The sequence below is a fragment of the Flavobacterium sp. SORGH_AS_0622 genome, from assembly GCF_030818825.1.
In the GTDB taxonomy this organism is placed as follows: Bacteria; Bacteroidota; Bacteroidia; order Flavobacteriales; family Flavobacteriaceae; genus Flavobacterium.
This window is the reverse complement of record NZ_JAUTAX010000001.1, coordinates 950,082-974,126: the sequence shown is the minus strand read 5'-3', so window position 1 is coordinate 974,126 and position 24,045 is coordinate 950,082. Positions and strand designations below refer to the sequence as shown.

Annotated in this window: 21 protein-coding genes; 18 read left to right on the top strand and 3 right to left on the bottom strand. The window is 34.8% G+C overall.

The window, feature by feature from the left end; translation table 11 throughout:
- Window positions 1-373 precede the first annotated feature (373 nt).
- The 9 genes from QE431_RS04235 to QE431_RS04195 all read left to right on the top strand — a co-directional run bounded on the left by QE431_RS04235 (window position 374) and on the right by QE431_RS04195 (window position 11,282).
- On the top strand, window positions 374-655 hold the full coding sequence (locus QE431_RS04235) for a hypothetical protein (protein WP_113677797.1): 282 nt from the start codon (window positions 374-376) through the stop codon (window positions 653-655).
- Between the two features lie 161 nt (window positions 656-816).
- On the top strand, window positions 817-894 hold the full coding sequence (gene kdpF, locus QE431_RS04230) for a K(+)-transporting ATPase subunit F (RefSeq protein WP_073489533.1): 78 nt from the start codon (window positions 817-819) through the stop codon (window positions 892-894).
- A gap of 105 nt (window positions 895-999) precedes the next feature.
- Window positions 1,000-2,721: a potassium-transporting ATPase subunit KdpA gene (kdpA, locus tag QE431_RS04225; protein WP_307292943.1), complete on the top strand. Its 1,722-nt coding sequence runs from the start codon at window positions 1,000-1,002 to the stop codon at window positions 2,719-2,721.
- A gap of 193 nt (window positions 2,722-2,914) precedes the next feature.
- Window positions 2,915-4,972, top strand: a complete 2,058-nt coding sequence (gene kdpB, locus QE431_RS04220; RefSeq protein WP_307292940.1) for a potassium-transporting ATPase subunit KdpB — start codon at window positions 2,915-2,917, stop codon at window positions 4,970-4,972.
- Between the two features lie 162 nt (window positions 4,973-5,134).
- A complete protein-coding gene (locus tag QE431_RS04215) occupies window positions 5,135-5,713 on the top strand; it encodes a K(+)-transporting ATPase subunit C (RefSeq protein ID WP_307292937.1) in 579 nt (192 codons plus the stop codon).
- Window positions 5,714-6,120: 407 nt separating this feature from the next.
- Window positions 6,121-7,200: a porin gene (locus QE431_RS04210; protein WP_307292935.1), complete on the top strand. Its 1,080-nt coding sequence runs from the start codon at window positions 6,121-6,123 to the stop codon at window positions 7,198-7,200.
- An 84-nt stretch (window positions 7,201-7,284) separates the two neighbouring features.
- Window positions 7,285-8,409: a sensor protein KdpD gene (locus QE431_RS04205; RefSeq protein WP_307292933.1), complete on the top strand. Its 1,125-nt coding sequence runs from the start codon at window positions 7,285-7,287 to the stop codon at window positions 8,407-8,409.
- A 215-nt stretch (window positions 8,410-8,624) separates the two neighbouring features.
- The gene (locus QE431_RS04200) at window positions 8,625-10,343 is read left to right on the top strand and encodes an ATP-binding protein (protein WP_307292930.1); all 1,719 of its coding nucleotides are present in this window, start codon (window positions 8,625-8,627) and stop codon (window positions 10,341-10,343) included.
- A 177-nt stretch (window positions 10,344-10,520) separates the two neighbouring features.
- The gene (locus QE431_RS04195) at window positions 10,521-11,282 is read left to right on the top strand and encodes a phosphatase PAP2 family protein (protein ID WP_307292928.1); all 762 of its coding nucleotides are present in this window, start codon (window positions 10,521-10,523) and stop codon (window positions 11,280-11,282) included.
- Window positions 11,283-11,447: 165 nt separating this feature from the next.
- Here the strand turns inward: QE431_RS04195 and QE431_RS04190 are convergent, their stop codons facing one another.
- Both QE431_RS04190 and QE431_RS04185 read right to left on the bottom strand, forming a co-directional pair.
- On the bottom strand, window positions 11,448-11,897 hold the full coding sequence (locus tag QE431_RS04190) for a GNAT family N-acetyltransferase (protein ID WP_307292925.1): 450 nt from the start codon (window positions 11,895-11,897) through the stop codon (window positions 11,448-11,450).
- Window positions 11,898-11,939: 42 nt separating this feature from the next.
- Window positions 11,940-12,713, bottom strand: coding sequence for a LexA family transcriptional regulator (locus tag QE431_RS04185; RefSeq protein WP_307292924.1), 774 nt, complete (start codon window positions 12,711-12,713; stop codon window positions 11,940-11,942).
- A 90-nt stretch (window positions 12,714-12,803) separates the two neighbouring features.
- On the opposite strand from QE431_RS04185, the gene dinB reads away from it, so the two are divergent.
- The 7 genes from dinB (at window position 12,804) to QE431_RS04150 (ending at window position 21,105) form a co-directional block, all read left to right on the top strand.
- Window positions 12,804-13,985, top strand: coding sequence for a DNA polymerase IV (gene dinB / locus QE431_RS04180; RefSeq protein WP_307292921.1), 1,182 nt, complete (start codon window positions 12,804-12,806; stop codon window positions 13,983-13,985).
- Complete coding sequence (locus QE431_RS04175; RefSeq protein WP_307292918.1) at window positions 13,985-17,038, top strand: DNA polymerase III subunit alpha; 3,054 nt, start codon at window positions 13,985-13,987, stop codon at window positions 17,036-17,038. The genes dinB and QE431_RS04175 overlap by 1 nt, the downstream gene beginning before the upstream one ends.
- 44 nt (window positions 17,039-17,082) lie before the next feature.
- Entirely contained in the window at window positions 17,083-18,468 is a 1,386-nt protein-coding gene (locus QE431_RS04170) for an exonuclease domain-containing protein (protein WP_057117035.1), read from the top strand.
- Window positions 18,469-18,521: 53 nt separating this feature from the next.
- On the top strand, window positions 18,522-19,298 hold the full coding sequence (gene xth / locus QE431_RS04165; protein WP_307292913.1) for an exodeoxyribonuclease III: 777 nt from the start codon (window positions 18,522-18,524) through the stop codon (window positions 19,296-19,298).
- 8 nt (window positions 19,299-19,306) lie between these two features.
- Complete coding sequence (locus QE431_RS04160; protein WP_057117652.1) at window positions 19,307-19,933, top strand: alpha-ketoglutarate-dependent dioxygenase AlkB; 627 nt, start codon at window positions 19,307-19,309, stop codon at window positions 19,931-19,933.
- A gap of 156 nt (window positions 19,934-20,089) precedes the next feature.
- The gene (locus QE431_RS04155) at window positions 20,090-20,551 is read left to right on the top strand and encodes a DUF1810 domain-containing protein (RefSeq protein ID WP_307292911.1); all 462 of its coding nucleotides are present in this window, start codon (window positions 20,090-20,092) and stop codon (window positions 20,549-20,551) included.
- Between the two features lie 149 nt (window positions 20,552-20,700).
- Window positions 20,701-21,105: an MFS transporter gene (locus tag QE431_RS04150; RefSeq protein ID WP_307292909.1), complete on the top strand. Its 405-nt coding sequence runs from the start codon at window positions 20,701-20,703 to the stop codon at window positions 21,103-21,105.
- An 80-nt stretch (window positions 21,106-21,185) separates the two neighbouring features.
- Here QE431_RS04150 and QE431_RS04145 read toward each other — a convergent pair whose 3' ends face one another.
- Window positions 21,186-22,595 (bottom strand): APC family permease, encoded by a 1,410-nt coding sequence (locus QE431_RS04145; RefSeq protein WP_307292906.1) that lies wholly within the window; start codon window positions 22,593-22,595, stop codon window positions 21,186-21,188.
- A gap of 158 nt (window positions 22,596-22,753) precedes the next feature.
- On the opposite strand from QE431_RS04145, the gene QE431_RS04140 reads away from it, so the two are divergent.
- The gene (locus QE431_RS04140) at window positions 22,754-23,464 is read left to right on the top strand and encodes an SDR family NAD(P)-dependent oxidoreductase (RefSeq protein WP_307292901.1); all 711 of its coding nucleotides are present in this window, start codon (window positions 22,754-22,756) and stop codon (window positions 23,462-23,464) included.
- A 232-nt stretch (window positions 23,465-23,696) separates the two neighbouring features.
- Window positions 23,697-24,035: a hypothetical protein gene (locus QE431_RS04135; RefSeq protein ID WP_307292898.1), complete on the top strand. Its 339-nt coding sequence runs from the start codon at window positions 23,697-23,699 to the stop codon at window positions 24,033-24,035.
- The last annotated feature ends 10 nt before the right edge of the window (window positions 24,036-24,045 follow it).

Here is a 24,045-nt window from a genome sequence, read left to right as displayed (position 1 = left end):
CAAATTCCAACTGCAATAACAATGTCAACGACAAATTCAATTTTTAAAGCTTCGAAGAAGCGAAATATTTATAGAATTATTTATTGCCAATAATGTAAAGCTCCAGCGGAGCGACACCTACGCAATCCAAAAAAATATTTCACCCCGCTTGGGCTCTGATGGCTATGATTCATTATTTCTATAAATATTTCGCTCCTCCGGAGCTTGGCAATAACATATCAAAACGAGAAAAGCTTATCAAAATGATAGGCTTTTTTTATGCCTGATTTTTGGCATATAATCATATTTCTTTTATTGACAGCACTTTAGCAACATCTTGACTTTTTCGGAACATATTTTGGCATAAGGAGGAAGAACATAAAAATTCATTCTCATGAAAAATCAAGTCACCTCAATCTACAAACAAGCCGAACGCTTTGCCGAGATAACTAAAAAATCTATTATTTCTGGAAACATCGTTCGTGCAAAAAAATGCTTGGCTCTAGCTGAACGCTTATTTATTAGCGGAAGCATCGAAACTAAAAATGCCATTTCTAATGTGTATGTTTTTTCGGTTTCTTCTTTTATGGAAATGCGCCACTGCAATATTTCACATCTATTTCCTCAAACGCTTAAAGCAGAATATATCAAGCAGGTTAATGCCTCTGGTGTTTAATTGGTTAACTGTTTAATCGTTGAATCGCTCCAAAACAATTTAAAATCTGAACTCTAAAATCTAAAATAAATCTTATGATCACTTTTCTTTTACTCGCGCTGGCCGTTATGCTGTTTGCCATTTGTTTTCTCTCTGTTGAATTTTTTGAAAAAATCTAAATCATGACCGCACTATTTATTGTTTCAATTGCCGTTTTCGTGTATTTGGTTTACGTATTAATCAAACCCGAAAAATTTTAAATCATGTAAAAAGTGAAATGCATTAAGTGAAATGTAAACACAAATTTTATTCATCAACTCATTTTACAAATCACCTCTCACCTTTCACTAAAAAATATAAAAATTATGAACACAGAATTATTAGGCGTCATTGGTATTTTTATTCTAACCATTGTTTTAGCGATTCCTTTAGGAAAATATATTGCTAAAGTTTATTTGGGAGACAAAACACTTTTTGACCCAATTTTCAATCCAATTGAAAAATTTATTTTTAAAATCAGCGGTATAAATTCCACTGAAGAAATGAACTGGAAACAGCACTTAAAAGCACTTTTAAGCATAAACATGGTTTGGTTCTTTCTTTGCTTTTTTGTCTTATTGTTTCAGGGTTCTTTGCCTCTTAATCCAGACAACAATCCTTCAATGACGCCAGATTTGGCATTTAATACTGCTATTTCATTTTTGGTTAACTGCAACTTACAGCATTATTCAGGCGAAAGCGGGGTTTCTTATCTTTCACAAATCGTCTTGATGTTCCTTCAGTTTGTTTCTGCTGGTATCGGAATGGCTGCCGCCGCTATGATTTTTACAGCAATGAAAGAAAGAACTACAGAACAATTGGGTAATTTTTATAATTATTTCATCAAAAGCTGTACTCGTATTTTATTACCACTTTCAGCAATTGTGGCTGTTGCATTAGTTTTTAGCGGTACGCCAATGACTTTTGAAGGTAAAGATGCTATTACAACGCTACAGGGCGATCATGTAGAAGTTTCTCGCGGACCAGCTGCAGCCTTTATTGCTATTAAACATATTGGTACAAACGGTGGTGGATTCTTTGGAGCCAACTCAGCGCATCCATTAGAAAATCCCACTTATTTTACTAACGGAGTTGAGCTTTGGGCGCAGATGATTATTCCATTTGCGATGATTTTTGCACTTGGCTTTTTCTTAAACAAAAGAAAATTATCGAATATCATTTTTGGTGTAATGACCATTGGATTCTTACTTCTGGTTGTTCCAACAGTGATGAGCGAAATGAACGGAAATCCTGCTATTGAAAAAATGGGTATCGCACAAACAACTGGAGCGATGGAAGGAAAAGAAGTTCGGTTTGGCCCAGCAATTTCAGGATTTTGGAGTATTGCCACAACGGTAATTTCTACAGGTTCTGTAAACAGTATGCACGATAGTTCGATGCCGGTTTCTGGCGCAATGCAATTATTATCGATGATGGTAAATGCCTTTTACGGTGGATGTGGTGTTGGTATTTTGAACTACTACATTTTCATTATTCTGGCGGTATTCATCTCTGGATTAATGGTAGGTCGAACTCCTGAATTTTTAGGGAAGAAAATCGAAGCGCGGGAAGTTAAAATTGCTGCTTTTATTGCCATTCTGCATCCTTTATTAATATTATCAGGAACTGCTTTAGCATCTTATTTTGCGGCACATGATACCGCAATGGGATATTGGTTCAGCGGTAACGCAACAGGTTGGTTAAACAATCCAGGAAATCACGGGTTCTCTGAAATGTTATACGAATACACTTCGAGCGCGGCGAATAATGGTTCTGGTTTTGAAGGATTAGGAGATAATAATCCGTTTTGGAATATCACTACAGGAATTGTGTTATTGTTAAGCCGATTTATTCCAATCATTGGACCATTAGCAATTGCAGGTTTATTAGCAGGTAAAAAATACATTCCAGAGAGTGCAGGAACTTTAAAAACAGATACCTCAATTTTCGGAATAATGACTTTTGCTGTAATCGCAATTATCGCTGCATTATCATTCTTTCCTGCGCTAGCACTTGGACCTTTAGCCGAATACTTTACACTAAAATAATAACTCATTTTTCAATGCTGAAAATATTTTAAACACATAGAAACATAGAGTTATTATCTAAAAAGAGAAATTTAGAAAACTAGTTTTCACACATAGCTATGTGTTTGTATACGAGTGAAACGCCTTGCCCTCAAAGCTAAAATCTATGTCTCTATGTGTTTAAAAAAAACAGTTAAACAAAATAACATAAAAAATGACAACTAATAAATCCACATCATTGTTTGAAAGTAAGCAGGTAAAAGAAGCTTTAGTGCAGTCTTTTGTCAAGCTGAATCCAAAAATGATGATCAAAAATCCGGTAATGTTTACCGTAGAAATAGGAACTGCGATCATGTTTGCTGTTTGTATTTCCATATTAATGGGAGCAACAGATCAAGGCAGTTTCCTATATAATTTAATTGTATTTTTAATTTTACTAGCAACACTTTTATTTGCCAATTTCGCCGAAGCAATTGCCGAAGCAAGAGGAAAAGCACAAGCCGACAGTTTAAGAAAAACAAGAGAAGAAACTCCTGCAAGACAGATTCTGCCAAATGGAGAAATCCGAAACATCAGTTCATCAGCATTAAAAAAAGACGATATTTTCGTTTGCGAAGCAGGCGATTTAATTGCTGCCGATGGTGAAATTATCGAAGGTCTGGCTACAATCGACGAAAGTGCCATTACCGGAGAAAGTGCTCCTGTAATTCGGGAAGCAGGCGGTGATAAATCATCTGTAACCGGAGGAACAAAAGTATTATCAGATAAAATTAAAGTAAAAGTAACATCTGAACCTGGCGAAAGCTTTTTAGATAAAATGATTGCTTTAGTTGAAGGTGCAAGCCGTCAGAAAACACCAAACGAAATTGCCTTAACCATTTTATTAGCCGCATTTACGTTAATCTTCGTGATTGTGTGCGTTACGCTAAAACCGTTTGCCGACTATGCCAACGCACCCATCACGATTGCGGCTTTCATTGCTTTGTTTGTATGTTTAATTCCAACTACAATTGGAGGGCTTCTTTCTGCGATTGGTATTGCGGGAATGGACAGAGCTTTACGAGCTAACGTAATAACCAAATCTGGAAAAGCGGTTGAAACTGCGGGAGATATTGATGTACTGCTTTTGGATAAAACCGGAACCATCACAATTGGAAACAGAAAAGCAACTAATTTTTATCCAACCAAAGAAGTTTCTTTTGATGATTTTGTAAAATCGGCTGTTTTGAGTTCGCTTGCAGATGATACCCCAGAAGGGAAAAGTATTCTCGAGTTAGGTAAAATGTTAGATGTAAATAGTAAAATGCAATCAGACATTTCACTTCTTACAGAAAACATCTCACACAGTATAAAATTTACTGCCGAAACCAGAACTTCTGGTGTAATACTAAAAGATGGAACGAACATCAGAAAAGGAGCGCAAGATGCTGCAAAAAATATTGCACAGCAAGCCGGAAATGCTTTCCCTGAAGATACTGCACAGCAAGTTATTACAATTTCGTCTAACGGAGGAACACCATTGGTAGTAATTAAAAACAATGAAGTTCAAGGTGTTATCGAACTTCAGGATATTATAAAAACCGGAATGAAAGAGCGTTTTGAGCGTTTGCGCAGAATGGGGATCAAAACGGTTATGGTTACGGGAGACAATCCGCTTACGGCTAAATTTATTGCCGAAGCTGCCGGTGTTGATGATTTTATTGCCGAGGCTAAACCTGAGGATAAAATGAATTACATCAGAAAAGAACAGGCCGAAGGAAGATTGGTTGCCATGATGGGTGACGGAACAAACGATGCTCCTGCCCTAGCGCAAGCCAATGTTGGCGTTGCCATGAATAGTGGAACTCAAGCTGCAAAAGAAGCCGGAAACATGGTCGATCTTGACAATGATCCAACGAAATTAATCGAGATTGTTGAAATTGGAAAACAGCTTTTAATGACCCGAGGTACTTTAACTACTTTTTCTATTGCAAATGACGTTGCGAAATATTTTGCTATTGTTCCTGCTCTTTTTATTACTGCGATTCCTGCGCTGCAAGGCTTAAATATCATGCATTTGCACAGTCCTGAAAGTGCGATTTTATCTGCTGTAATTTTCAATGCGATTATCATTCCAATATTGATTCCGCTTGCGCTGAAAGGTGTTGATTACAGACCAATTGGAGCCAGTGCTATTTTGAAAAGAAATCTTTTGATTTATGGTTTAGGTGGTCTAATTGTTCCTTTTATCGGAATCAAAGTTATTGATTTACTAGTAGCTCTATTCATGTAAGGTTCTGAGATGCTAAGACTCTAAGATGCTAAGTTTTTTTCTTAGAGTCATAAAACCCAAGAACTTTTAAAAACTCAATTAAAAACACAGACTTTAGATTACTAAGCTTCCTAGAAAAAAACTTAGAGCCTTAGCAACTTAGTCTCTTAGAATCTCAAAAAAATGAAAACTATATTTTCACTCTTAAAACTTACCGTATTTACTTTGATTTTATTTGCGGTTATTTATCCTCTTGCGATTTACGGAATCGCACAATTGGCTCCAAATCAAGGAAAAGGAGAAACTCTTTCGGTTAACGGAAAAGTGGTTGGTTATCAAAAAATCGGACAAAAGTTCGATAAATCGAATTATTTCTGGGGAAGACCTTCGGCTGTAGATTATAATGCTGCTGGAAGTGCCGGAAGCAATAAAGGTCCAAGCAATGCCGATTATTTGGCTTTGGTTCAAAAAAGAATTGATACGCTTTTATTGGTTCACCCCTATTTGAAGAAATCAGACATTCCAGCTGATATGGTTACGGCTTCTGGAAGTGGTTTAGATCCGAATGTTTCTCCGCAAGGCGCGTTGATTCAGGTAAAGCGAATTGCTAAAGAGCGAAAACTGGATGAAGCAAAAGTAAAAGCTTTGGTGGAGTCTAAAATTAATTCGGCTGTTGTTGGTCCTGAAACTGTGAATGTTCTGGAATTGAATGTGGGGTTGGATGAGCTTTCTAAAAAAGGTTCTGAGGTTCTGAGTCGCTAAGGTTCTAAGGTTTTCTCCTGCAAGGTTTTCAAAACCTTGTAGGTATGAAAATCGACATCAACTATTATCATGGAGTAACCGTGTAGTTTGTCATCCTGAGGAACGAAGGATCACACGAGAAACTCCGTCTGCATGATCGCCAATCTTTGTCGAGCTACTAATGTGATCCTTCGTTCCTCAGGATGACAAACCAAGTGATAAAAACCAAAACTTTAAAATTAATACCTACAAGGTTTTAAAAACCTTGCAGGAAACGAAAATGCCTTTTTTACCCCAAATGCCCTAGCCCCGATAGAAACGAAAATCCTTTTGTGTCTCGTTTCTTTAACGAGACACAAAAGATTGTAGTGGATAGCGGGATTAGCTCCTAAAAAAATCTACTAATAAATAATTGAATACCACAAAAAATGAAAAAAATAATACTTACTGCTTTAATCGCTTTTGGTTATAGCAATTTACAAGCACAAGAAGAATCGAAAAGTCCGTTGACATTTTCAGGATATGTAGATGCTTATTACAGTTATGATTTTGGGAAACCTGAAAATCATACGCGGCCAAACTTTTTTTACAGTTACAATAAAAGCAACGAGGTAAACCTGAATTTGGGTATGGCGAAAGTGAATTATTCGAAAGAAAATATTCGGGGGAATTTTGCCTTGATGGCAGGAACTTATGCCGAATATAATATGGCTGCCGAACAGGGCCTATTGAAAAATGTTTATGAAGCAAATGTGGGTGTAAAGATTTCGAAAAACCACAATTTATGGATTGATGCCGGAATTATGCCTTCTCATATTGGTTTTGAGAGTGCCATTGGAAAAGACTGCCAGACTTTAACAAGAAGTATTATGGCTGAGAATTCTCCTTATTATGAAACTGGAGTTAAAATTGGTTATACTTCTGAATCTGGAGAATGGTATTTGGCGGGAATGTACTTAAATGGCTGGCAGAGAATTGAGAAAGTTGAAGGCAATCAAACGCCTGCTTTTGGAACTCAGATTACCTACAAACCATCTGATAAAGTGGCTTTGAACTGGAGCACTTATGTTGGAAATGAACAACCGGATATTGACAAAAAATGGCGCTATTTTAATAATTTCTACGGACAATTTAAAGTAACAGAAAAAACAAACATTACAGCTGGTTTTGATATTGGATCACAGCAAGCGGCTAAGAACAGTAATAAATACGACACTTGGTTTTCGCCAGTTTTAATTCTGCAATACAAACCAACAGAGAAAATTCAGCTTGCAGCAAGAGGCGAATATTATAGTGATGAAAAAGGCGTAATTATCGCAACTGAAACGCCAAATGGTTTTAAAACTTACGGTTTTTCAGCTAACTTTGATTACTTAGTAACTGATAATGTTATGTTTAGAATTGAAGCCAGAAATCTTTCGAGCAAAGATGAAATCTTCACCAATAAAGATAATCTCCCAACGGATAAAAATACGTTTGTAACGACTTCGCTGGCGATTTCATTTTAGCTTTAAGCTATAGGCTTTAAGCAGTAAGCTTTTTAAAAGTTGTACTGCCTAAAGCCTAAAGCTTATTGCTTAAAGCATATTTTTATGGAACAGAAAAATAATAACGCACAGCACTTTCTCGATTTAATTCAGAAATCACGAAAAGGAAAGTTTAAAATCTACATTGGAATGAGCGCTGGTGTGGGCAAAACTTTTCGTATGCTTCAGGAAGCGCATTCGTTATTGAAAAACGGAATCGATGTGAAGATTGGCTACATCGAAACGCACATGCGAAAGGAAACGCATGAATTACTTTCTGGCCTTCCGATTATTCCGAGGCGGACTATTTTTTATAAAGGAAAAGAACTCGAAGAACTCGATGTTCAGGCAATCATCAACCTTAGACCAGAAGTGGTTATTGTTGATGAATTGGCACATACCAATGTTGAAGGAAGCAAAAATGAAAAACGTTGGCAGGATGTTTTAGAAATTCTGGAAGCTGGAATTAATGTGATTTCGGCTGTTAATATTCAGCATATTGAGAGTTTAAATGAGGATGTAAAACGTATTACAAACATTGATGTTCAGGAACGCATTCCAGATAATGTTTTGCGATTGGCAGATGAAGTGGTCAATATCGATTTGACTTCGGAAGATTTGATTGCGCGTTTGAAAGAAGGAAAAATTTATACGGCTGACAAAATTCAGACTGCTTTAACGAACTTTTTTAAATCGGAACAGATTTTACAACTTCGTGAATTGGCTTTGAAAGAAGTAGCGAGTCAAGTCGTTCGAAAAGTTGAAAATGAAGTTCCGAATCTTCATGCTTTGCGGCATGAAAAATTGTTAGCGTGCATTAGCAGTAATGACAAAACAGCAAAAATTGTAATTAGAAAAGCAGCACGATTAGCAAGTTATTACAACGGATCGTGGTATGTTTTGTATGTAGAAACACCGCAGGAAAGCAGTACTAAAATTGCGTTAGACAAACAAAGGCATTTAATTAATAACTTTAAACTGGCAGTTCAATTAGGGGCCGAAGTTATTAAATTGGAAAATTCAAATATTGCCAATGCGATTTTAGCAACTGTTGAAGAAAAACAAATTACAACTGTGTGCATCGGAAAACCGCATTTGAATTTATTTAAAGTAATTTTGTCTACAACAATTTTCAGGCGTTTGCTAAACAAACTGTCTTTATCAAATGTTGATCTTGTTATACTGTCTTGAAAAATTTTTAAAACCATATAAGTTATATAAGTTCATTTAATTAGGATGTTTCTTTTTTTGCCACGAAGGCACTAAGGCACAAAGTTTTTTTAATTTAATCTTTGTTGCTTTACGAAACCTTGCGGTTAAAAAGACACAAAGTATTTCCTATACATCTTCTAATATTTTCTTATATCACTTATATGGTTCAAAAAAAAAATTAAATGTTTTATACAATGAGAATTAAAACCAAATTAAATCTGGGTGTTGGATTATTATTTTTAATGATCATTATACTTTCGCTTGTAAGCGGTTATTCTGTTTTTTTGATAAAAGCAGACACAGAGAATATTCTAAAAGCGAATTATAATACATTGGAATATTCGCGAAATATGATTTTGTCTTTGGATGAAATTAAAGCAAATCCAGATAATGAGATTAAGACTTTTAAAGAATATCTGGAAAAACAAACTCAAAATGTAACCGAACCTGGAGAAAAAGAAGCAACCGCAAACCTAGAGAAAAGCTTTGCTCTTTTAGAAAAAAATGGAGCAAATGAAGTTCTGAAAACACAAATCAGGCAGGATATTTTTGCTATTATGAAACTCAATCTGGATGCTATAAAACAGAAAAGTGACATTGCTAAACTTACTGCCGAAAATGCTAATTTATGGATTGCCATTGTTGGAAGTTTATGCTTTTTAATCGCTTTTAATCTACTCGTTAATTTACCTAATAATATTGCAAACCCAATAAAGGAATTAACGCTGAGTATTAAAGAAATAGCCAATAAAAATTATTCAGAACGAGTACATTTTACAAGTCATAGCGAATTTGGCGATCTTGCAAAGTCGTTTAATACGATGGCGCAGAAACTTCAGGAATATAATGATAGTAATTTGTACAAATTATTCTTCGAAAAAAAACGTCTGGAAACCCTTATCAATAATATGCACGATCCTATTATTGGTCTGGACAATGAAGGAATTGTTTTGTTTGCGAATGATGAAGCGCTGAAAATTGTTGGTTTGAAATTGGAAGATGTTATCGGGAAATCGGCTTCTACTCTAGCATTGTCAAATGATTTGATTCGGTCGTTGATTTTAAAAGAAGATACTGATGCTCCTAAAAAACAACCGCTTAAAATTTATGCGCACGGAAAAGAAAGTTATTTTGAAAAAGAAATTCTGAATATTACCATAATTCCGACTGGTGAAGAAAAAGAAATCAATATTGGTGATGTAATTATTTTGAGAAACATTACTCTTTTTAAAGAATTGGATTTTGCCAAAACCAATTTTATTGCGACCGTTTCGCACGAATTAAAAACGCCGATTGCCTCTATAAAACTAAGTCTTCAATTGCTTGAAAATGCCAAAACGGGCGACATGAACGACGACCAGAAACAATTGGTTGAAAGTATAAAAGATGATAGTCAAAGATTGTTGAAAATTACAGGCGAATTACTCAATTTATCACAATTGGAAACTGGAAATATTCAACTAAATATTGAAAAAAGTAATCCGCACGAAATTGTAAATTATGCTGTTGAAGCCGTAAAAGTTCAGGCGGATCAAAAACAGATTAAATTGGTTATTAATGCAGATGAAAATCTTGAAGACGTAAAAGCTGACAGCGAAAAAACAGGCTGGGTTTTAATTAATTATTTGTCGAATGCTATTCGGTATTCTTCTGAAAAAAGTACCATTTTTATCAAATTAAAAAAAGAAAACAATCAAATCGTATTTCAGGTCATCGATACCGGAAAAGGAATAGATACAAGATACAAAGACAAAGTTTTCGATAAATATTTTCAAGTACCTGGAAGTCAAAAATCTGGAACAGGATTGGGTTTAGCGATAAGCAAAGAATTTATAGAAGCCCAAAACGGAAGTGTTGGGGTCGAGAGTAATTTAGGATTGGGAAGTACGTTTTGGTTTTCGTTGAAGGTTTAAAAAGATTCGAACCATTTTCTAGAACTAATGACACTTAAAAAGAGATAATATTTAGTCAATCTTAATCAAACCATTCTATTTAAAACCAACAAATTAATATCCGCTTAAGGTTCAATTAAGACAAAAATAGTTAGATCATACATTCGTTATTATTGCAAATTATAATAATAACGAAAGATGTTTTACAAAGCTATTTCTCTGGTATTTCTATTTGGATTATTTTCTGCGAATGCACAGCAAAATGATTCGATTACAAAAATTGACAGTACTTCGCATCATTTAAAATTCAATTACAAACAATTAATTATTCCAAGTGTATTAATTGGATATGGTGTTATTGGACTTGAAAGCGATCAGCTGCTGAGTTTCAATTCGCAAATCAAAAAAGAAGTTACTGAAGATATTGACGAGAAAATTACAATTGATGATTTCTCGCAATATGCGCCTGCGGCCTCTGTTTATGCTTTGAATGCTTTTGGTGTAAAAGGCAAAAACAATATGCGTGACCGTTCTGTTATATTTGTGACTTCGTATGTTATAATGGCTTCAACAGTTTTGGGTTTAAAATCGATTGTACACGAAGAAAGACCTGACGGAAGTTCGAACAACTCCTTCCCCTCCGGACATACTGCAACTGCGTTTATGGGTGCCGAATTTTTATATCAAGAATACAAAGACAAATCAATTTGGTACGGAATTGCTGGTTATGCCGTTGCAACTGGAACGGGATTATTTAGAATTTACAACAATCGCCATTGGTTAACTGATGTTGCCGCTGGAGCGGGAATCGGTATTTTAAGCACCAAAATTGCGTATTGGATCAATCCATACATTACTAAAAAATTATTCAAATCATCAGCCGAAAACAAATCGACTTCTATGATTATGCCTTTTTACAACGGGCAACAATATGGTTTGGGATTTGCGAAGATTTTTTAAGTTTTTTTTGCCACAAAGGCACTAAGTCGCAAAAGTTTTTTTTAAGCTAAAGATCGCACAGATTAAAATGATTTTTGAAGGGCTTTGTGTAAATTTATTAGCCACGAATTGACGAGTTATTTTAAATCAAAATTCGTGAATTCGTGGCATTTTTTTTCTTCGAAATCATAGATTTATTTCCATAATCGGCATAAATCTATTTTTTATTGAAGTTTCAAATTCACCAATTTTTGTAAATCCGATTTTCTGGTAAAATTGTTCGGCATTGGGTTCTGAATCTAAAATGATTTTTTGACATTTTTCATTTCGCATTCTTTCCACAAAATCATTCATTAAAAAAGAACCAAATCCTTTTCCGATATATTCAGGTAAAATAAATAAGTTGTCCAATTTTACCTGATTGTTTTCTAATCTTAAATAAGAATAATAGCCAATAATCTGATTTTCATCAACCAAATTAAAAACAGAATTTGTTTCTATATACTCTATCGTGATCGTAAGATTATTACTCCATTTCTCCATTTGCTCATCCGAATATCCCCAATAGGCTTTTGACTTTTTGGTGATTTCCGTTAAACGGATATGGTCTTCGATTTTGGCTTTTTGGATATTCATTTTATTTTAAATCAAAATTCGTGAATTCGTGGCGAAAAAAAATTAAGCATTCGAAGTATTATTCTTAATCTCTCGAACTTCTCTTTTCAATTCTAAAAGCAAATCTTTCATTGCTCCAGTTTCCGTCATTTCTTGTTTTTTATCCGAACGGCCGATATTACATTCGTATTCCCAAATCTCCAAAATATCAGAAGCTTTCACTTCATAATTCGGATAAAAGCTGTTGTCGGATTCTAAAACCAAAGCGTTCTTTTTGTTTTTATTGAGACGCTTATACACCATTCCTTCATTCTTAGTAATCAAAATATAGGTTTTGCCATCCATCACCTCTCCCAGTTTTTCTACATAACGACCAATAATGATAGAGCCATCTTCGTGTGGAGGCATTGAGTCGCCTTCAACTGGAAATCCGCGGTGTTTTCCAGGACCTAAAAACGGAAGTGTAATTTGCTGTAAACTTTCGATATATTCTGGATCAGCATATCCATTGAGGTAACCTGCTTTTGCTTTTTGAGATACAATTTCAATAAAATTCTCTCCAAAACTATCCACTTGAATGGGTAAAATAAGTCGGTTGCCTTCCAGTTTTATCAAATTTTGCACATCAATCTTACGAATATCGACCGATAATATCAAGTCAATACTCATATGAAAATATAGCGCAATCTTCTTTAGAATATCATACGGTGCTTCCGAAGTTCCATCTTCGTATTTCACGTATCTTCCTCTGGTAATGCTAAGGTTTTCAGCTAATTTCTCCTGTGATATTTTATGCTTAACCCTTAACGCTCTGATGTTGTCTGAAAATAAGGACATAATAAATTTGTTATAATTTGGAACAGCAAATATACAAAAAAATGTTACCACCTGTGCTAATTTTGTTTCATACAAAAACAAAAAGGAAAAATGGCACGGGCAATTGTACATATGGATTTGGATACCTTTTTTGTATCCTGCGAACGACTAACCAACTCAGAATTAAGAGACAAACCTCTTATTATTGGTGGAGGTGATCGTGGCGTTGTAGCCTCTTGTTCTTATGAAGCCCGCAAATTTGGGGTGCGTTCTGCAATGCCTATTCAAATGGCGCTGAAACTTTGTCCAGATGCAAAAGTTATGAAAGGGGACATGGAATTGTATTCACAATTATCGCACGATGTTACTCAAATTCTTCAGGAAAAAGCACCCGTTTTAGAAAAAGCTAGTATCGATGAATTTTATCTGGATATTACTGGAATGGATAAATTTCACGGAAGTTATAAATGGACAGATGAATTGGCAAAATCTGTAATAAAAGAAACTGGACTGCCTATTAGTTTTTCGCTATCTATTAATAAAACTGTTTCTAAAATTGCAACTGGCGAAGGCAAACCTGTAGGGAATCTCGAAATTCCTGAGCAGGGAGTACAGGCTTTTTTAAATCCATTATCGATTCAAAAAATCCCGATGGTTGGAAATGTCACGTTCCAGCTTTTATCCCGAATTGGTGTTCGTAAAATTCAGACTCTAGCAGAAATGCCTCCTGAGGTTTTACAGCAGATGATTGGAAAAAATGGTTTGGACATCTGGAAAAAAGCCAACGGAATCGACCATACGCCTGTAGAACCTTACAGTGAAAGAAAATCAATTTCTACCGAACATACTTTTGCTCAAGATACAATTGATATTGCCAAACTAAAAAGAGTACTTTTAGGAATGGTCGAAAAACTGGCTTTTCAGCTTCGGTCGGAACAATGGTTAACCTCAACAGTTACGGTTAAAATACGTTATGCCAATTTTGATACAGAAACCAAACAATACAGAGTAGCTTATACATCAGCAGATCACGTTTTGACCAAAAATGTAATGGAACTTTTTGAAAAATTGTATCAGCGTCGTATGCGTTTACGTTTGATTGGTGTTCGCTTTAGCGGATTAGTTCGCGGTACCTATCAAATTGATCTTTTTGAAGATACTCAGGAAATGCTTTCACTTTATGCTGCTATGGATAAAATGAAAAACCGTTATGGCTTTGACGCCGTAATGCGCTGTGCCGGTGCTTCTTTTAAACCCAATAACAAAGACGAAATTTTAAAACGCAGCAAATAATGTATCTCAATTGTCATTCATATCATTCATTACGTTACGGCACAATTCCTCTTGATAAACTTATCGAGGAGGCCGTTTCTTATGGTGTTAAAGCAATGGCACTTACTGATATTAATACAGTAACGGGAATTTATGATTTTATAAAAGCATGTATTGAAAAAGAGATTAAACCATTGGTCGGAATGGAGTTTCGATGCAGTCATGAGTTTCGATATATCGGTTTGGCTCAAAATGCTGAAGGTTTGGCTGAAATGAATCGTTTTTTAACGAATCATAATTTCAGCGGAGAAAAACTGCCATTAACTGCACCCGAATTCAAATCGGTTTTTGTAATTTATACTTTAGAAAATGCTCCGAAAGTTCTTCGTGAAAATGAATTTATCGGCATTCGTCCCGAAGAAGTTTCAAGACTTTTCACATCAGAACATAAAGATAAAATTTCTAAAATGGTTGTACTGCAATCGGTAACTTTTAGAAATAAAAAAGAATTTAATCTGCATAAAATTCTGCGTGCAATTGATACGAATATTATCTTATCAAAATTAACAGAAGCTGATTATTGCAGAACTTCTGAAAAAATGCTGCCTGTAGAATCGCTGTTACCTTTTTATGAAAAGTATCCTGAAATTATAATTAACACAGAAAAAATTATTAATTCCTGCAATTTTGAATATGATTTTTCTACTCCAAAAAACAAAAAATTCTTTACTACAAGTCGTCAGGAAGATTTAAAAATGCTTACCGACTTGGCTATGAAAGGATTAAAAAGACGTTATGGAAACGAGAATCTAGAAGCAAAAAAGCGTATAGAAAAGGAACTAAAAGTGATCGATGAATTAGAATTCAGCGGTTATTTTTTAATTACTTGGGATATTGTACGCTACAGCAATAGTCAGGGTTTTATGCATATTGGCCGAGGCAGCGGTGCCAATAGTATTATAGCCTATTGTTTAGGCATTACAGATATTTGCCCATTAGAATTGGATTTGTATTTTGAGCGATTTTTAAATTTAAATCGTAAAAGTCCGCCCGATTTTGACATCGATTGGAGCTGGAAAGAGCGTAATATAATTTTAGAATATATTTTTGATAAATATGGCCGCGATCATGTTGCTTTTTGCGGTACCAATGTAGAATTCAAACACCGTTCTATTTTCAGGGAAGTCGGGAAAGTTTTTGGTCTTCCAAAAGAAGAATTAGATATGCTGGCCAAAAATCCAATGGCATTGCAAGAAACTAATTCTATTGTACAGCTGGTTCAGTATTATAGTCTTATGATGAATAAATACCCCAATCAGCGCAGTATGCATGCCTGCGGTATTATTATTTCTGAAGAACCAATCACCAATTATACGCCGTTGGAAATGCCTCCAAAAGGTTTCCCTATCGTACTTTTTGATATGCATATTGCCGAAGAAATTGGTTTCGAAAAATTCGATATTCTAAGTCAGCGCGGCATTGGGCATATCGATGACAGCGTAAAACTAATCGAAAAAAACCGAGGCATAAAAGTAGATATTCGTGACACTTCTATATCTAAAGATGAAGCTGTATGCAATGTTCATTTGGCACAAGGAAAAACCATTGGCTGTTTCTATATCGAAAGTCCCGCAATGCGTGGATTATTGCGCCGTTTAAATTGCGATAATTACAGGATTCTTGTAGCAGCTTCTTCAATTATTCGTCCCGGCGTTGCACAATCTGGAATGATGAAAGAATATATTTTTCGTCATAATAATCCAGATCAATTTCAATATTTTCATGAGGTTTTCAAAGAACATCTTGGCGAAACCTATGGTATTATGGTCTATCAGGAAGATGTGATCAAAATTGCCCAGCATTACGGAGGCGTTCCTGCTGCAGACGGCGATATTCTTCGTCGTGCTATGTCTGGAAAAGGGCGTTCTAAAGAAGCGCTTCAAAAAGTAAAAGATAATTTCTTTGCTTCCTGTGCCCAAAAAGGACATCCTGAAGGTCTTAGTCAGGAAATTTATCGCCAGATTGAATCGTTTGCAGGATTTTCATTTTGTAAAGCGCACTCCGCTTCTTATGCTGTAGAAAGTTACCAAAGTTTGTATCTTAAAATCAATTATCCTGTAGAATTTATGGCAGCGGTTATTAATAATCAAGGCGGATTTTACAGAACAGAAGTTTATGTACACGAAGCACGCATGTCTGGAGCAACAATCCTTAATCCGTGTGTGAATAAAAGCGAATATCAAACTACTGTTTACGGAAACGATATTTATCTGGGCTTTATGCATTTGCAGGGTTTAGAATCAAAAACAGCAAATTTAATAGAAGCAGATAGAGACAAAAATGGTGATTTTCTTTCTTTGGAAGATTTTATCAATCGGATTCCAATTGGAATTGAAAGTATTAAAATTTTGATTTTTATAGATGCATTTCGTTTCACAGGAAAAACCAAAAATCAGCTTCTGGTTATTGCCAGTTTGCTTCTGAATAATTTTAAACCAGAAAACAGAAGTTTGATGCTTTTACAAGAACCCGTTAAAGAATATAAGCTTCCAACTTTAGATCGTTCTCTTTTTGAAGATGCTTTTGATGAAATCGAGCTTTTGAGTTTTCCTGTATCCTGTACCGTTTTTGATTTATTACAAACCAAATACCGCGGCGATGTTATGGCAAAAGATCTTGTCTCGCATCATAAAAAACAGGTTCGAATGCTGGCTTATTTAATTGCCCGAAAACAGGTTCCTACCAAAAAAGGAAATATGTATTTTGGAACTTGGATTGATCATGAAGGCTCTTATTTTGACACGGCGCATTTTCCTGATAGTCTCGCGCAGCATCCTTTTCAGGGCGGAGGCTGTTATTTGCTTTTAGGAAATGTAGAAGTCGATTATCACTTTCCAACCATAACGATCCTCAAAATGGCCAAGATGCCTTTTATCCCCGATCCTCGTTATATGGATGCAAAAGATCAGTTTAAAACACAGCGATTAATTAAGGAGGATGTTAGTCCTACGCATCGCGAACCTTATCCGCAGGGACATGAAATTAATCTGCCGAGACATCGAATGAAATTTTAGCATTAAAATAACAAATGAAGAAATAGATTTTACGTTATATAAAGATGAGAAATACGGAATATGCCATAGTCGATATTGAAACCACAGGCGGGAATGCCAGTGGCAGCCGCATTACAGAAATTGCCATTATTATTCATGATGGTAAAAATGTAATTGACCGTTATGAAACGCTTGTAAACCCCGAAAAAGAAATACCACTTTCTATTTTTGGTTTAACAGGGATTAATAACGAAATGGTGGCCAATGCACCTATTTTTGATGATATTTCGGAGAAAGTACTTGAAATGCTTACCGATCGTATTTTCGTCGCGCATAACGTCAACTTCGATTATTCATTTGTTCGTCATCAATTGGAACAAGCTGGTTTTAAATGGACTGCCAGAAAATTGTGCACCGTTCGCGCAGCACGAAAAATTAAACCAGGATTGGGATCATATAGTTTGGGAAATCTCTGCAACTCCTTAAATATATGTTTAGAAAACAGGCACCGCGCCGGCGGAGATGCAGATGCTACTGCTATATTATTTTCTTTATTATTGGAATGGGATGATGCTGGCGAGATCAACAAAATGATCAAAAAAACATCTGAAGACCAGCGTTTGCCACCAAATTTACCTCCAGAAGATTTTAGTAATTTACCCGAAAAGCCAGGAGTTTATTATTTTTATAATCAGCAGAAAAAAGTGATTTATGTTGGAAAAGCGATTAACTTAAAAAAGCGCGTCGCTTCTCATTTCAGCGGGCATAAAATTAATTCCCAAAGACAGCATTTTCTGCGTGATATTCACGGAATTTCGTTTGAAGTCTGCGCAACCGAATTAATGGCTTTGTTATTAGAATGTACCGAAATCAAAAAACTCTGGCCAACTTACAACCGAGCATTAAAACGCTTTGAAGCAAAATTTGGAATTTATCAGTATGAAGCAAGAAACGGATATAAATATTTAGCCGTTGGAAAACTAACCAAATTTCAGACTTGCATTCATGAATTTAATAGTTTGTATAACGCTATAAATTTACTGAGAGAGCTCTCTGAACAATTTGAAATTGATCAAAGATTCTGCAAATATTCCAGACCTGAAGATGGGGAGCTTTTTCATCATAATGATATGAAAAGTCTGCCTGATGCCTTGCTTCATAATCAGCAAGTTGATAATGCAATTGATTTTCTGTTAAACAACCGTCCCACTTTTGCCATTATTGATAAAGGGAGAACCAAAGACGAACGCAGCTGTATTTGGATTGAAAATGGCCATTTTTATGGTATGGGACATATTCCAACAGATGTTTCGATTACAGATCCATCAGAAGTAAAAAACTATGTTACGCCCTATAAAAGCAATCAATACATTGTGCATTTGATTTTTGCTTACGCAGAAAAATATCCAGGTAAAGTATTCTTTAAGAAACAGTTCCTTAACCAAGAATAGAATTAAATGCTTAATTATCAGTAAATTTAATATTACAACTAATTAAATGAAACATGAAAATAGCAACCTATAATGTAAACGGAGTTAACGGACGCTTAAATGTATTACTGCGCTGGCTTGAAGAAGCTGCTCCAGATATTGTCTGCCTTCAGGAATTAAAAGCACCACAGGATAAATTTCCGCTTAAAGCGATAAATGATGCGGGTTACAATGCTATTTGGCATGGACAAAAACAATGGAACGGCGTGGCAATTCTTGCCCGTAACATGGAGATTGAAGAAATAACCCGTATTCTTCCAGGTGATGAAGAAGATATCCAAAGTCGTTATGTCGAAGCTTTAATTAACGGAATTGTAATTGCCTGTCTTTATCTCCCAAACGGAAACCCTGCGCCAGGACCAAAACTTGAATATAAACTGAAATGGTTTGATCGCTTGGCCGAGCGTGCAGAAACCCTATTGAAGTTAAAAATTCCCGTAATACTTGTTGGCGACTATAATGTTATGCCAACAGAATTGGATGTTTATAAACCTGAAAAATGGGTAAAAGATGCGCTTTTCCTGCCTGAAGTCAGAAAAGCTTTTGCAACTATTGTTTCGCAGGGATGGACAGATGCTATTCGGAAATTATATCCTGATGAGAAGATTTATACTTTTTGGGATTATTTTAGAAATGCTTATGAACGTGATGCAGGATTGAGAATTGATCATTTTTTACTGAGTCCGCAAATTGCAAAAGAATTGCGCTCTGGCGGTGTTGACCGTCATGTGCGAGGCTGGGAAAAAACAAGCGATCATGCTCCTGTATGGATTGAAATTGATAAAAAATGAATGCAACAATGACATTATTTAACGACACCGAATTATTTACCCCAGGTTTGGCAGGAAAAAAAGTATTTGACATTCCTGATTCTGAATTGATTTTGATCGATAATTTTTTCACCAAAGAAGAATCTGATCGCTTTTATGAAAGACTGCTCCGTAAAACCAAATGGAGAGAATACGAAATGGAAATTTACGATAAAATCTACACCGTTCCCAGAATGATTGCCTGGTATGAAGACAAGGATAATCCAGGAGCAGATCCAAAAGGTCCCGACTGGAATTACGAATTATTGACTATTAGAGGCCGCGTAGAGAAAGAAACACAGCTTGATTTTAATACCGTTCTGCTTAATTTATACCGAGATGGAAATGACGGTGTGGGCTGGCATAGCGACAAAGAACACAATACTGGACCTAACCCGATTATTGCATCGGTTACTTTTGGTGAAACTAGAATGTTCAGGCTTCGTCATAAATTCAACAAAGACATTCCGCAGGTTGAAATTCCGCTGCATCATGGCTCTTTTTTATTGATGGCCGGAACAACAAATAGCTTTTGGCAGCACCAAGTTCCGAAAACCGCGCGAGATGTTTTACCAAGAATCAATTTAACATTTAGGCAAACCCGCCGAAATGTGTAAGTTATTAGTAACTAAAAATGAGCCAGTTTTTTGGCTCAATAACGAAGAGGAAAATTCTGTCGAAAAAAGTTAAATTACTGATTGTATGAACGTTTTATTAGGCAGACCCTATCTTTTTTAGTATTTTTGCAACCTTTTTTTAAATACAATACCGTAATGGCATATTCAAACAATGATTTAGCGCGCTTCTTAGATGCGCAAAACAAACTTTATCTTACCGCTCTTTCTGAAATCAGTAAAGGGAAAAAAGAAACACACTGGATGTGGTTTATTTTTCCCCAAATTAAAGGTTTAGGAAAAAGCGATACTGCAATTCTTTACGCCATTAATGATTTAAAAGAAGCATCTGATTATTTAGAACATCCAATTCTAGGAAAACATTTAATCGAGATTTCAGAGCTTTTATTAACCTTCAAAAGAAAATCTGCAGACGGAATTTTTGGCGATTTAGACGCTCGAAAATTACGTTCTTGCATGACTTTGTTTTCTTTAGTAGAAAATACAAATCCGATATTTAACGAAATTCTGGATGCTTTTTTCTCTGGAGAATGCGACCCACTGACTTTGTCTATTATTAATTCAACTATAAAATCATCTACTGAGCCTTCTGTTGTATAATTTACAATATTCATAGATTTTTTACATTTTAAAGACACTACAATTTCGTAGTGTCTTTTTTATTTTAAAGCCAAAAAATATCAAGAAGTAAAGTTTTATATTTGATAGCCTTTTAAGTTTTATCTTGCATTATCCTAAAATTCAATATCATGAACGAGAAAATTAAAACTTTACAAGTTATTCATCTTGCTATTTGTGCCGGAACAGTTCTTGCTTATTACTTTTTAGGAGAGCTTTCAATTGAAAAATTAGACATTCCAACAATAGATTCAACATCTCTAGTTTATGTATCTATACCTGTCCTCGCTTTCGTTTTTAGCAGTTTTTTATTCAAATCACAATTAAAACAAATCGATCCAAAATTCAAAGCGGAAGAAAAAATGCGAATTTATCAAGCAGCATCTATTATGCGATGGGCAGTTTTAGAAGGCGCAGCTTTTTTAATATTATTTTTAAAACCAGATTTTGTATTATTCGGAATACTTATTATTATATATCTAATTTTCCTGAGACCAACAGAAGAAAGAATTAACAACGATCTATCAGATTCTTAAATAGAATTTACTCAAAAAAGAACGCCTTGTGTACTTAACAAGGCGTTCTTTTTTATATTGGTTTTTATAACTTGAACTAACTATTCTTTCGGCTTTGTTAAATAATAAACTGGAATACCCGTCAGCATAATTAAAACTCCCCAGCCGCAGGTAGAGAATTTTGTGATTAGCAAAGAGATACAAATTGCTGCTGCTGTAATAATATACAACATTGGCAAAAACGGATATCCAAAAGCTTTGTAAGGTCTTTCAACATCTGGCATTTTTTTGCGTAAAATGAAGATTCCGTAGATTGTTAAAATGTAAAAAATCAAAACAATGATGATTACAAAATCTAGTAAATCACCATATTTACCTGTCAAACATAAAGCCGAAGCCCAAACACACTGCGCCCAAAGTGCCCAAGCTGGAACACTAGAACTATTTAAAATAGCCGCTTTTTTAAAGAACAATCCATCGTTTGCCATTGTGTAATAAACCCTTGCTCCTGCCATAATTAATCCGTTGTTACAGGCAAAAGTCGAAATCATAATCATGATTGCAATAATCAGTGTTCCAATGTTCCCGAAAATATATTGTGATGCTACAACCGCTACACGATCAGATTTTGCTGTTGCAATTTCGTCTAATGGAATCACTGCCAAATACATAATATTTGTTAAAACATAAATAATCGTTACAATAAAAGTTCCTAAAAACAAACTGAAACCCACATTACGTTTAGGATTTTTAATTTCACCAGCAATAAAAGTTACACCGTTCCAGGCATCGCTAGAAAATAACGATCCAACCATTGCTGCAGAAATTCCTGTTATTAAAGCTGACCCTCCAATTGGAAGCCATGATCCAGTTTCTTTATCAAATGCACGAGTATTCCATCCATCTGCCCAGTTTGCATCCCAAACAGAAGCTTTTGCTGCAAGCGTTAATCCAAAAACTATTAATCCCAGCAATGATAAAATCTTAATAATCGTTAAAACTGTTTGCAGAATTTTTCCGTTTTTGACACCTCGGCTGTTGATGTAACTCAATAAAACTATTGTAAAAATAGAAACTAACTGCGCAGCATTAAGTTTAAAAGAACCTAACTCATAAAGAATATTTTCATCACTAAAGGGCTCATACAAATAAGCAGCAAATTTCGAAAAAGCTACTCCCACCGCTGCAATTGTTCCAGTTTGAATCACAGCAAAAAAACTCCAGCCGTACAAAAAGGCAATTAATTTATTATAAGCTTCTTTTAAGTATACATATTGGCCTCCCGCTTTTGGGAACATTGCACTTAATTCGCCATAACTTACGGCAGCAATAATGGTAATCAATCCAGAGATCAGCCAAATTAAAGTCAGCCATCCAGCAGATCCTACTTGTCTGGCGATATCGGCACTTACAATGAATATCCCAGATCCGATCATAGAACCCACAACAAGCATGGTTCCGTCTAATAATCCGAGTTCTCTTTTAAAATGTTCTTGGTCGTTTTCTTGCATTTTTATTGGTTTAGGGTTGGTTAAAGATATACTTTTTTTAGAAATTTTAGATTTTAGAAAATAAATCGCAAATACGTTTTGCATTCTAAAAGAAAAATAAAATTACAACAAAATATTTTTTGTAGTATTTTTACGTATTATTTATAAAAATTTAAAGTATGAATTTATTTAGTAATTCTGTTATACTCTTAACAGGAGCTGACGGTGACATAGGAAAAGCTTTCATAGAAGAGTTATTAAATCAAAATGTAAGGAAAATATATATTACAGGAATAAATATAGAAAAACTATCTGCTCTTGCATCTCTACATCCTAACAATTTATTTCCATTTCTCTTAGATGTAACAGATAGTAATCAAATCAAAGATTTTTGCTCTAACCACACAGATATTAACATATTAATTAATAATGCTGGAATAGAGTTGAAATCTAATTTTTTGAATTTAAAAGCTCATGAATATGCTAAACTAGAAATGAATATAAATTATATTGGAGTTGTAAATCTCACCAACGAATTAATCCCTACTCTAAAATCAAATTCAAATGCAGCTATAATTAATATTTTATCAATTGCAAGTCTTTATGTTATTAAAAGATTATCAACGTATTGTGCATCAAAAACGGCAGCACATATTTTTACGCAATCAATCAGAGAAGATTTAGCAGAAGATAATATTAAAGTATTTGGAATATATCCTGGTTATGTCGATTCAAAAATGTCTTCAGACGTAGAACATAATAAAATTTCACCTCAAGCATTAGTCAAAAATATCTGCAATGATATAAATTTAGATTTCTATGATGTATTTCCAGACCCAATGTCTATTGCATTTAAAAATAGTAATAAATTAACTATAGATTATATATAAGTATTTTGTAAATGGTTGTAGTCATTTTTGGCATGACCTTAAAGCTATTTCAAATTTATAAATTAAGACGAAAAATAACTTTTCCAATATTTCTCTAAACTGCAAGCTTCATAACTTGCAGTTTTTTTTATAAATAAATTTCCTCCTTACGCTTTCCCGTAAACATTTACGATTTCAAGTATTTATATTTGATCGACTAATCAAAATAAACCAAAATCTAAAAAATCAATTTATGGAAACCAGTGCAACAAGTTCATTAGAAATTTCAAGTCAGTTTTACAATTATGCTGCTGACTTAATGGTAAATCAAGAGAAATCTGCTTCTGAAACCAAAAATGCTTTGATCTCACAAGGTCTTACTCCAGAAAATGCAGTATTTGTTGTTGAAAATATCGAAGGTCAAATAGAAGAAGCAAAAAATGATAAAGCTAGAAAAGACATGATTTATGGAGCTTTATGGTTTGCCGGCGGTACTATTTTGACTCTTTCAAATATTGGCTTTATTTTTTGGGGAGCTATTTTATTTGGCGGTATTCAATTTTTTAGAGGATTGATAAATTTAAATTCTTAACTTTAATTCA

Excerpts from the sequence above, each read along its gene's own strand:
- xth (WP_307292913.1), top strand. The coding sequence starts at position 18,522 with ATGAAAATAGCAACCTATAATGTAAACGGAGTTAACGGACGCTTAAAT.
- kdpF (WP_073489533.1), top strand. The coding sequence starts at position 817 with ATGACCGCACTATTTATTGTTTCAATTGCCGTTTTCGTGTATTTGGTT.
- QE431_RS04185 (WP_307292924.1), bottom strand. The coding sequence starts at position 12,713 with ATGTCCTTATTTTCAGACAACATCAGAGCGTTAAGGGTTAAGCATAAA.
- QE431_RS04235 (WP_113677797.1), top strand. The coding sequence starts at position 374 with ATGAAAAATCAAGTCACCTCAATCTACAAACAAGCCGAACGCTTTGCC.
- QE431_RS04140 (WP_307292901.1), top strand. The coding sequence starts at position 22,754 with ATGAATTTATTTAGTAATTCTGTTATACTCTTAACAGGAGCTGACGGT.
- QE431_RS04205 (WP_307292933.1), top strand. The coding sequence starts at position 7,285 with ATGGAACAGAAAAATAATAACGCACAGCACTTTCTCGATTTAATTCAG.
- QE431_RS04160 (WP_057117652.1), top strand. The coding sequence starts at position 19,307 with ATGACATTATTTAACGACACCGAATTATTTACCCCAGGTTTGGCAGGA.
- QE431_RS04150 (WP_307292909.1), top strand. The coding sequence starts at position 20,701 with ATGAACGAGAAAATTAAAACTTTACAAGTTATTCATCTTGCTATTTGT.
- QE431_RS04155 (WP_307292911.1), top strand. The coding sequence starts at position 20,090 with ATGGCATATTCAAACAATGATTTAGCGCGCTTCTTAGATGCGCAAAAC.
- dinB (WP_307292921.1), top strand. The coding sequence starts at position 12,804 with ATGGCACGGGCAATTGTACATATGGATTTGGATACCTTTTTTGTATCC.
- QE431_RS04175 (WP_307292918.1), top strand. The coding sequence starts at position 13,985 with ATGTATCTCAATTGTCATTCATATCATTCATTACGTTACGGCACAATT.
- kdpB (WP_307292940.1), top strand. The coding sequence starts at position 2,915 with ATGACAACTAATAAATCCACATCATTGTTTGAAAGTAAGCAGGTAAAA.
- kdpA (WP_307292943.1), top strand. The coding sequence starts at position 1,000 with ATGAACACAGAATTATTAGGCGTCATTGGTATTTTTATTCTAACCATT.
- QE431_RS04170 (WP_057117035.1), top strand. The coding sequence starts at position 17,083 with ATGAGAAATACGGAATATGCCATAGTCGATATTGAAACCACAGGCGGG.
- QE431_RS04190 (WP_307292925.1), bottom strand. The coding sequence starts at position 11,897 with ATGAATATCCAAAAAGCCAAAATCGAAGACCATATCCGTTTAACGGAA.
- QE431_RS04200 (WP_307292930.1), top strand. The coding sequence starts at position 8,625 with ATGAGAATTAAAACCAAATTAAATCTGGGTGTTGGATTATTATTTTTA.
- QE431_RS04210 (WP_307292935.1), top strand. The coding sequence starts at position 6,121 with ATGAAAAAAATAATACTTACTGCTTTAATCGCTTTTGGTTATAGCAAT.
- QE431_RS04145 (WP_307292906.1), bottom strand. The coding sequence starts at position 22,595 with ATGCAAGAAAACGACCAAGAACATTTTAAAAGAGAACTCGGATTATTA.
- QE431_RS04215 (WP_307292937.1), top strand. The coding sequence starts at position 5,135 with ATGAAAACTATATTTTCACTCTTAAAACTTACCGTATTTACTTTGATT.
- QE431_RS04135 (WP_307292898.1), top strand. The coding sequence starts at position 23,697 with ATGGAAACCAGTGCAACAAGTTCATTAGAAATTTCAAGTCAGTTTTAC.
- QE431_RS04195 (WP_307292928.1), top strand. The coding sequence starts at position 10,521 with ATGTTTTACAAAGCTATTTCTCTGGTATTTCTATTTGGATTATTTTCT.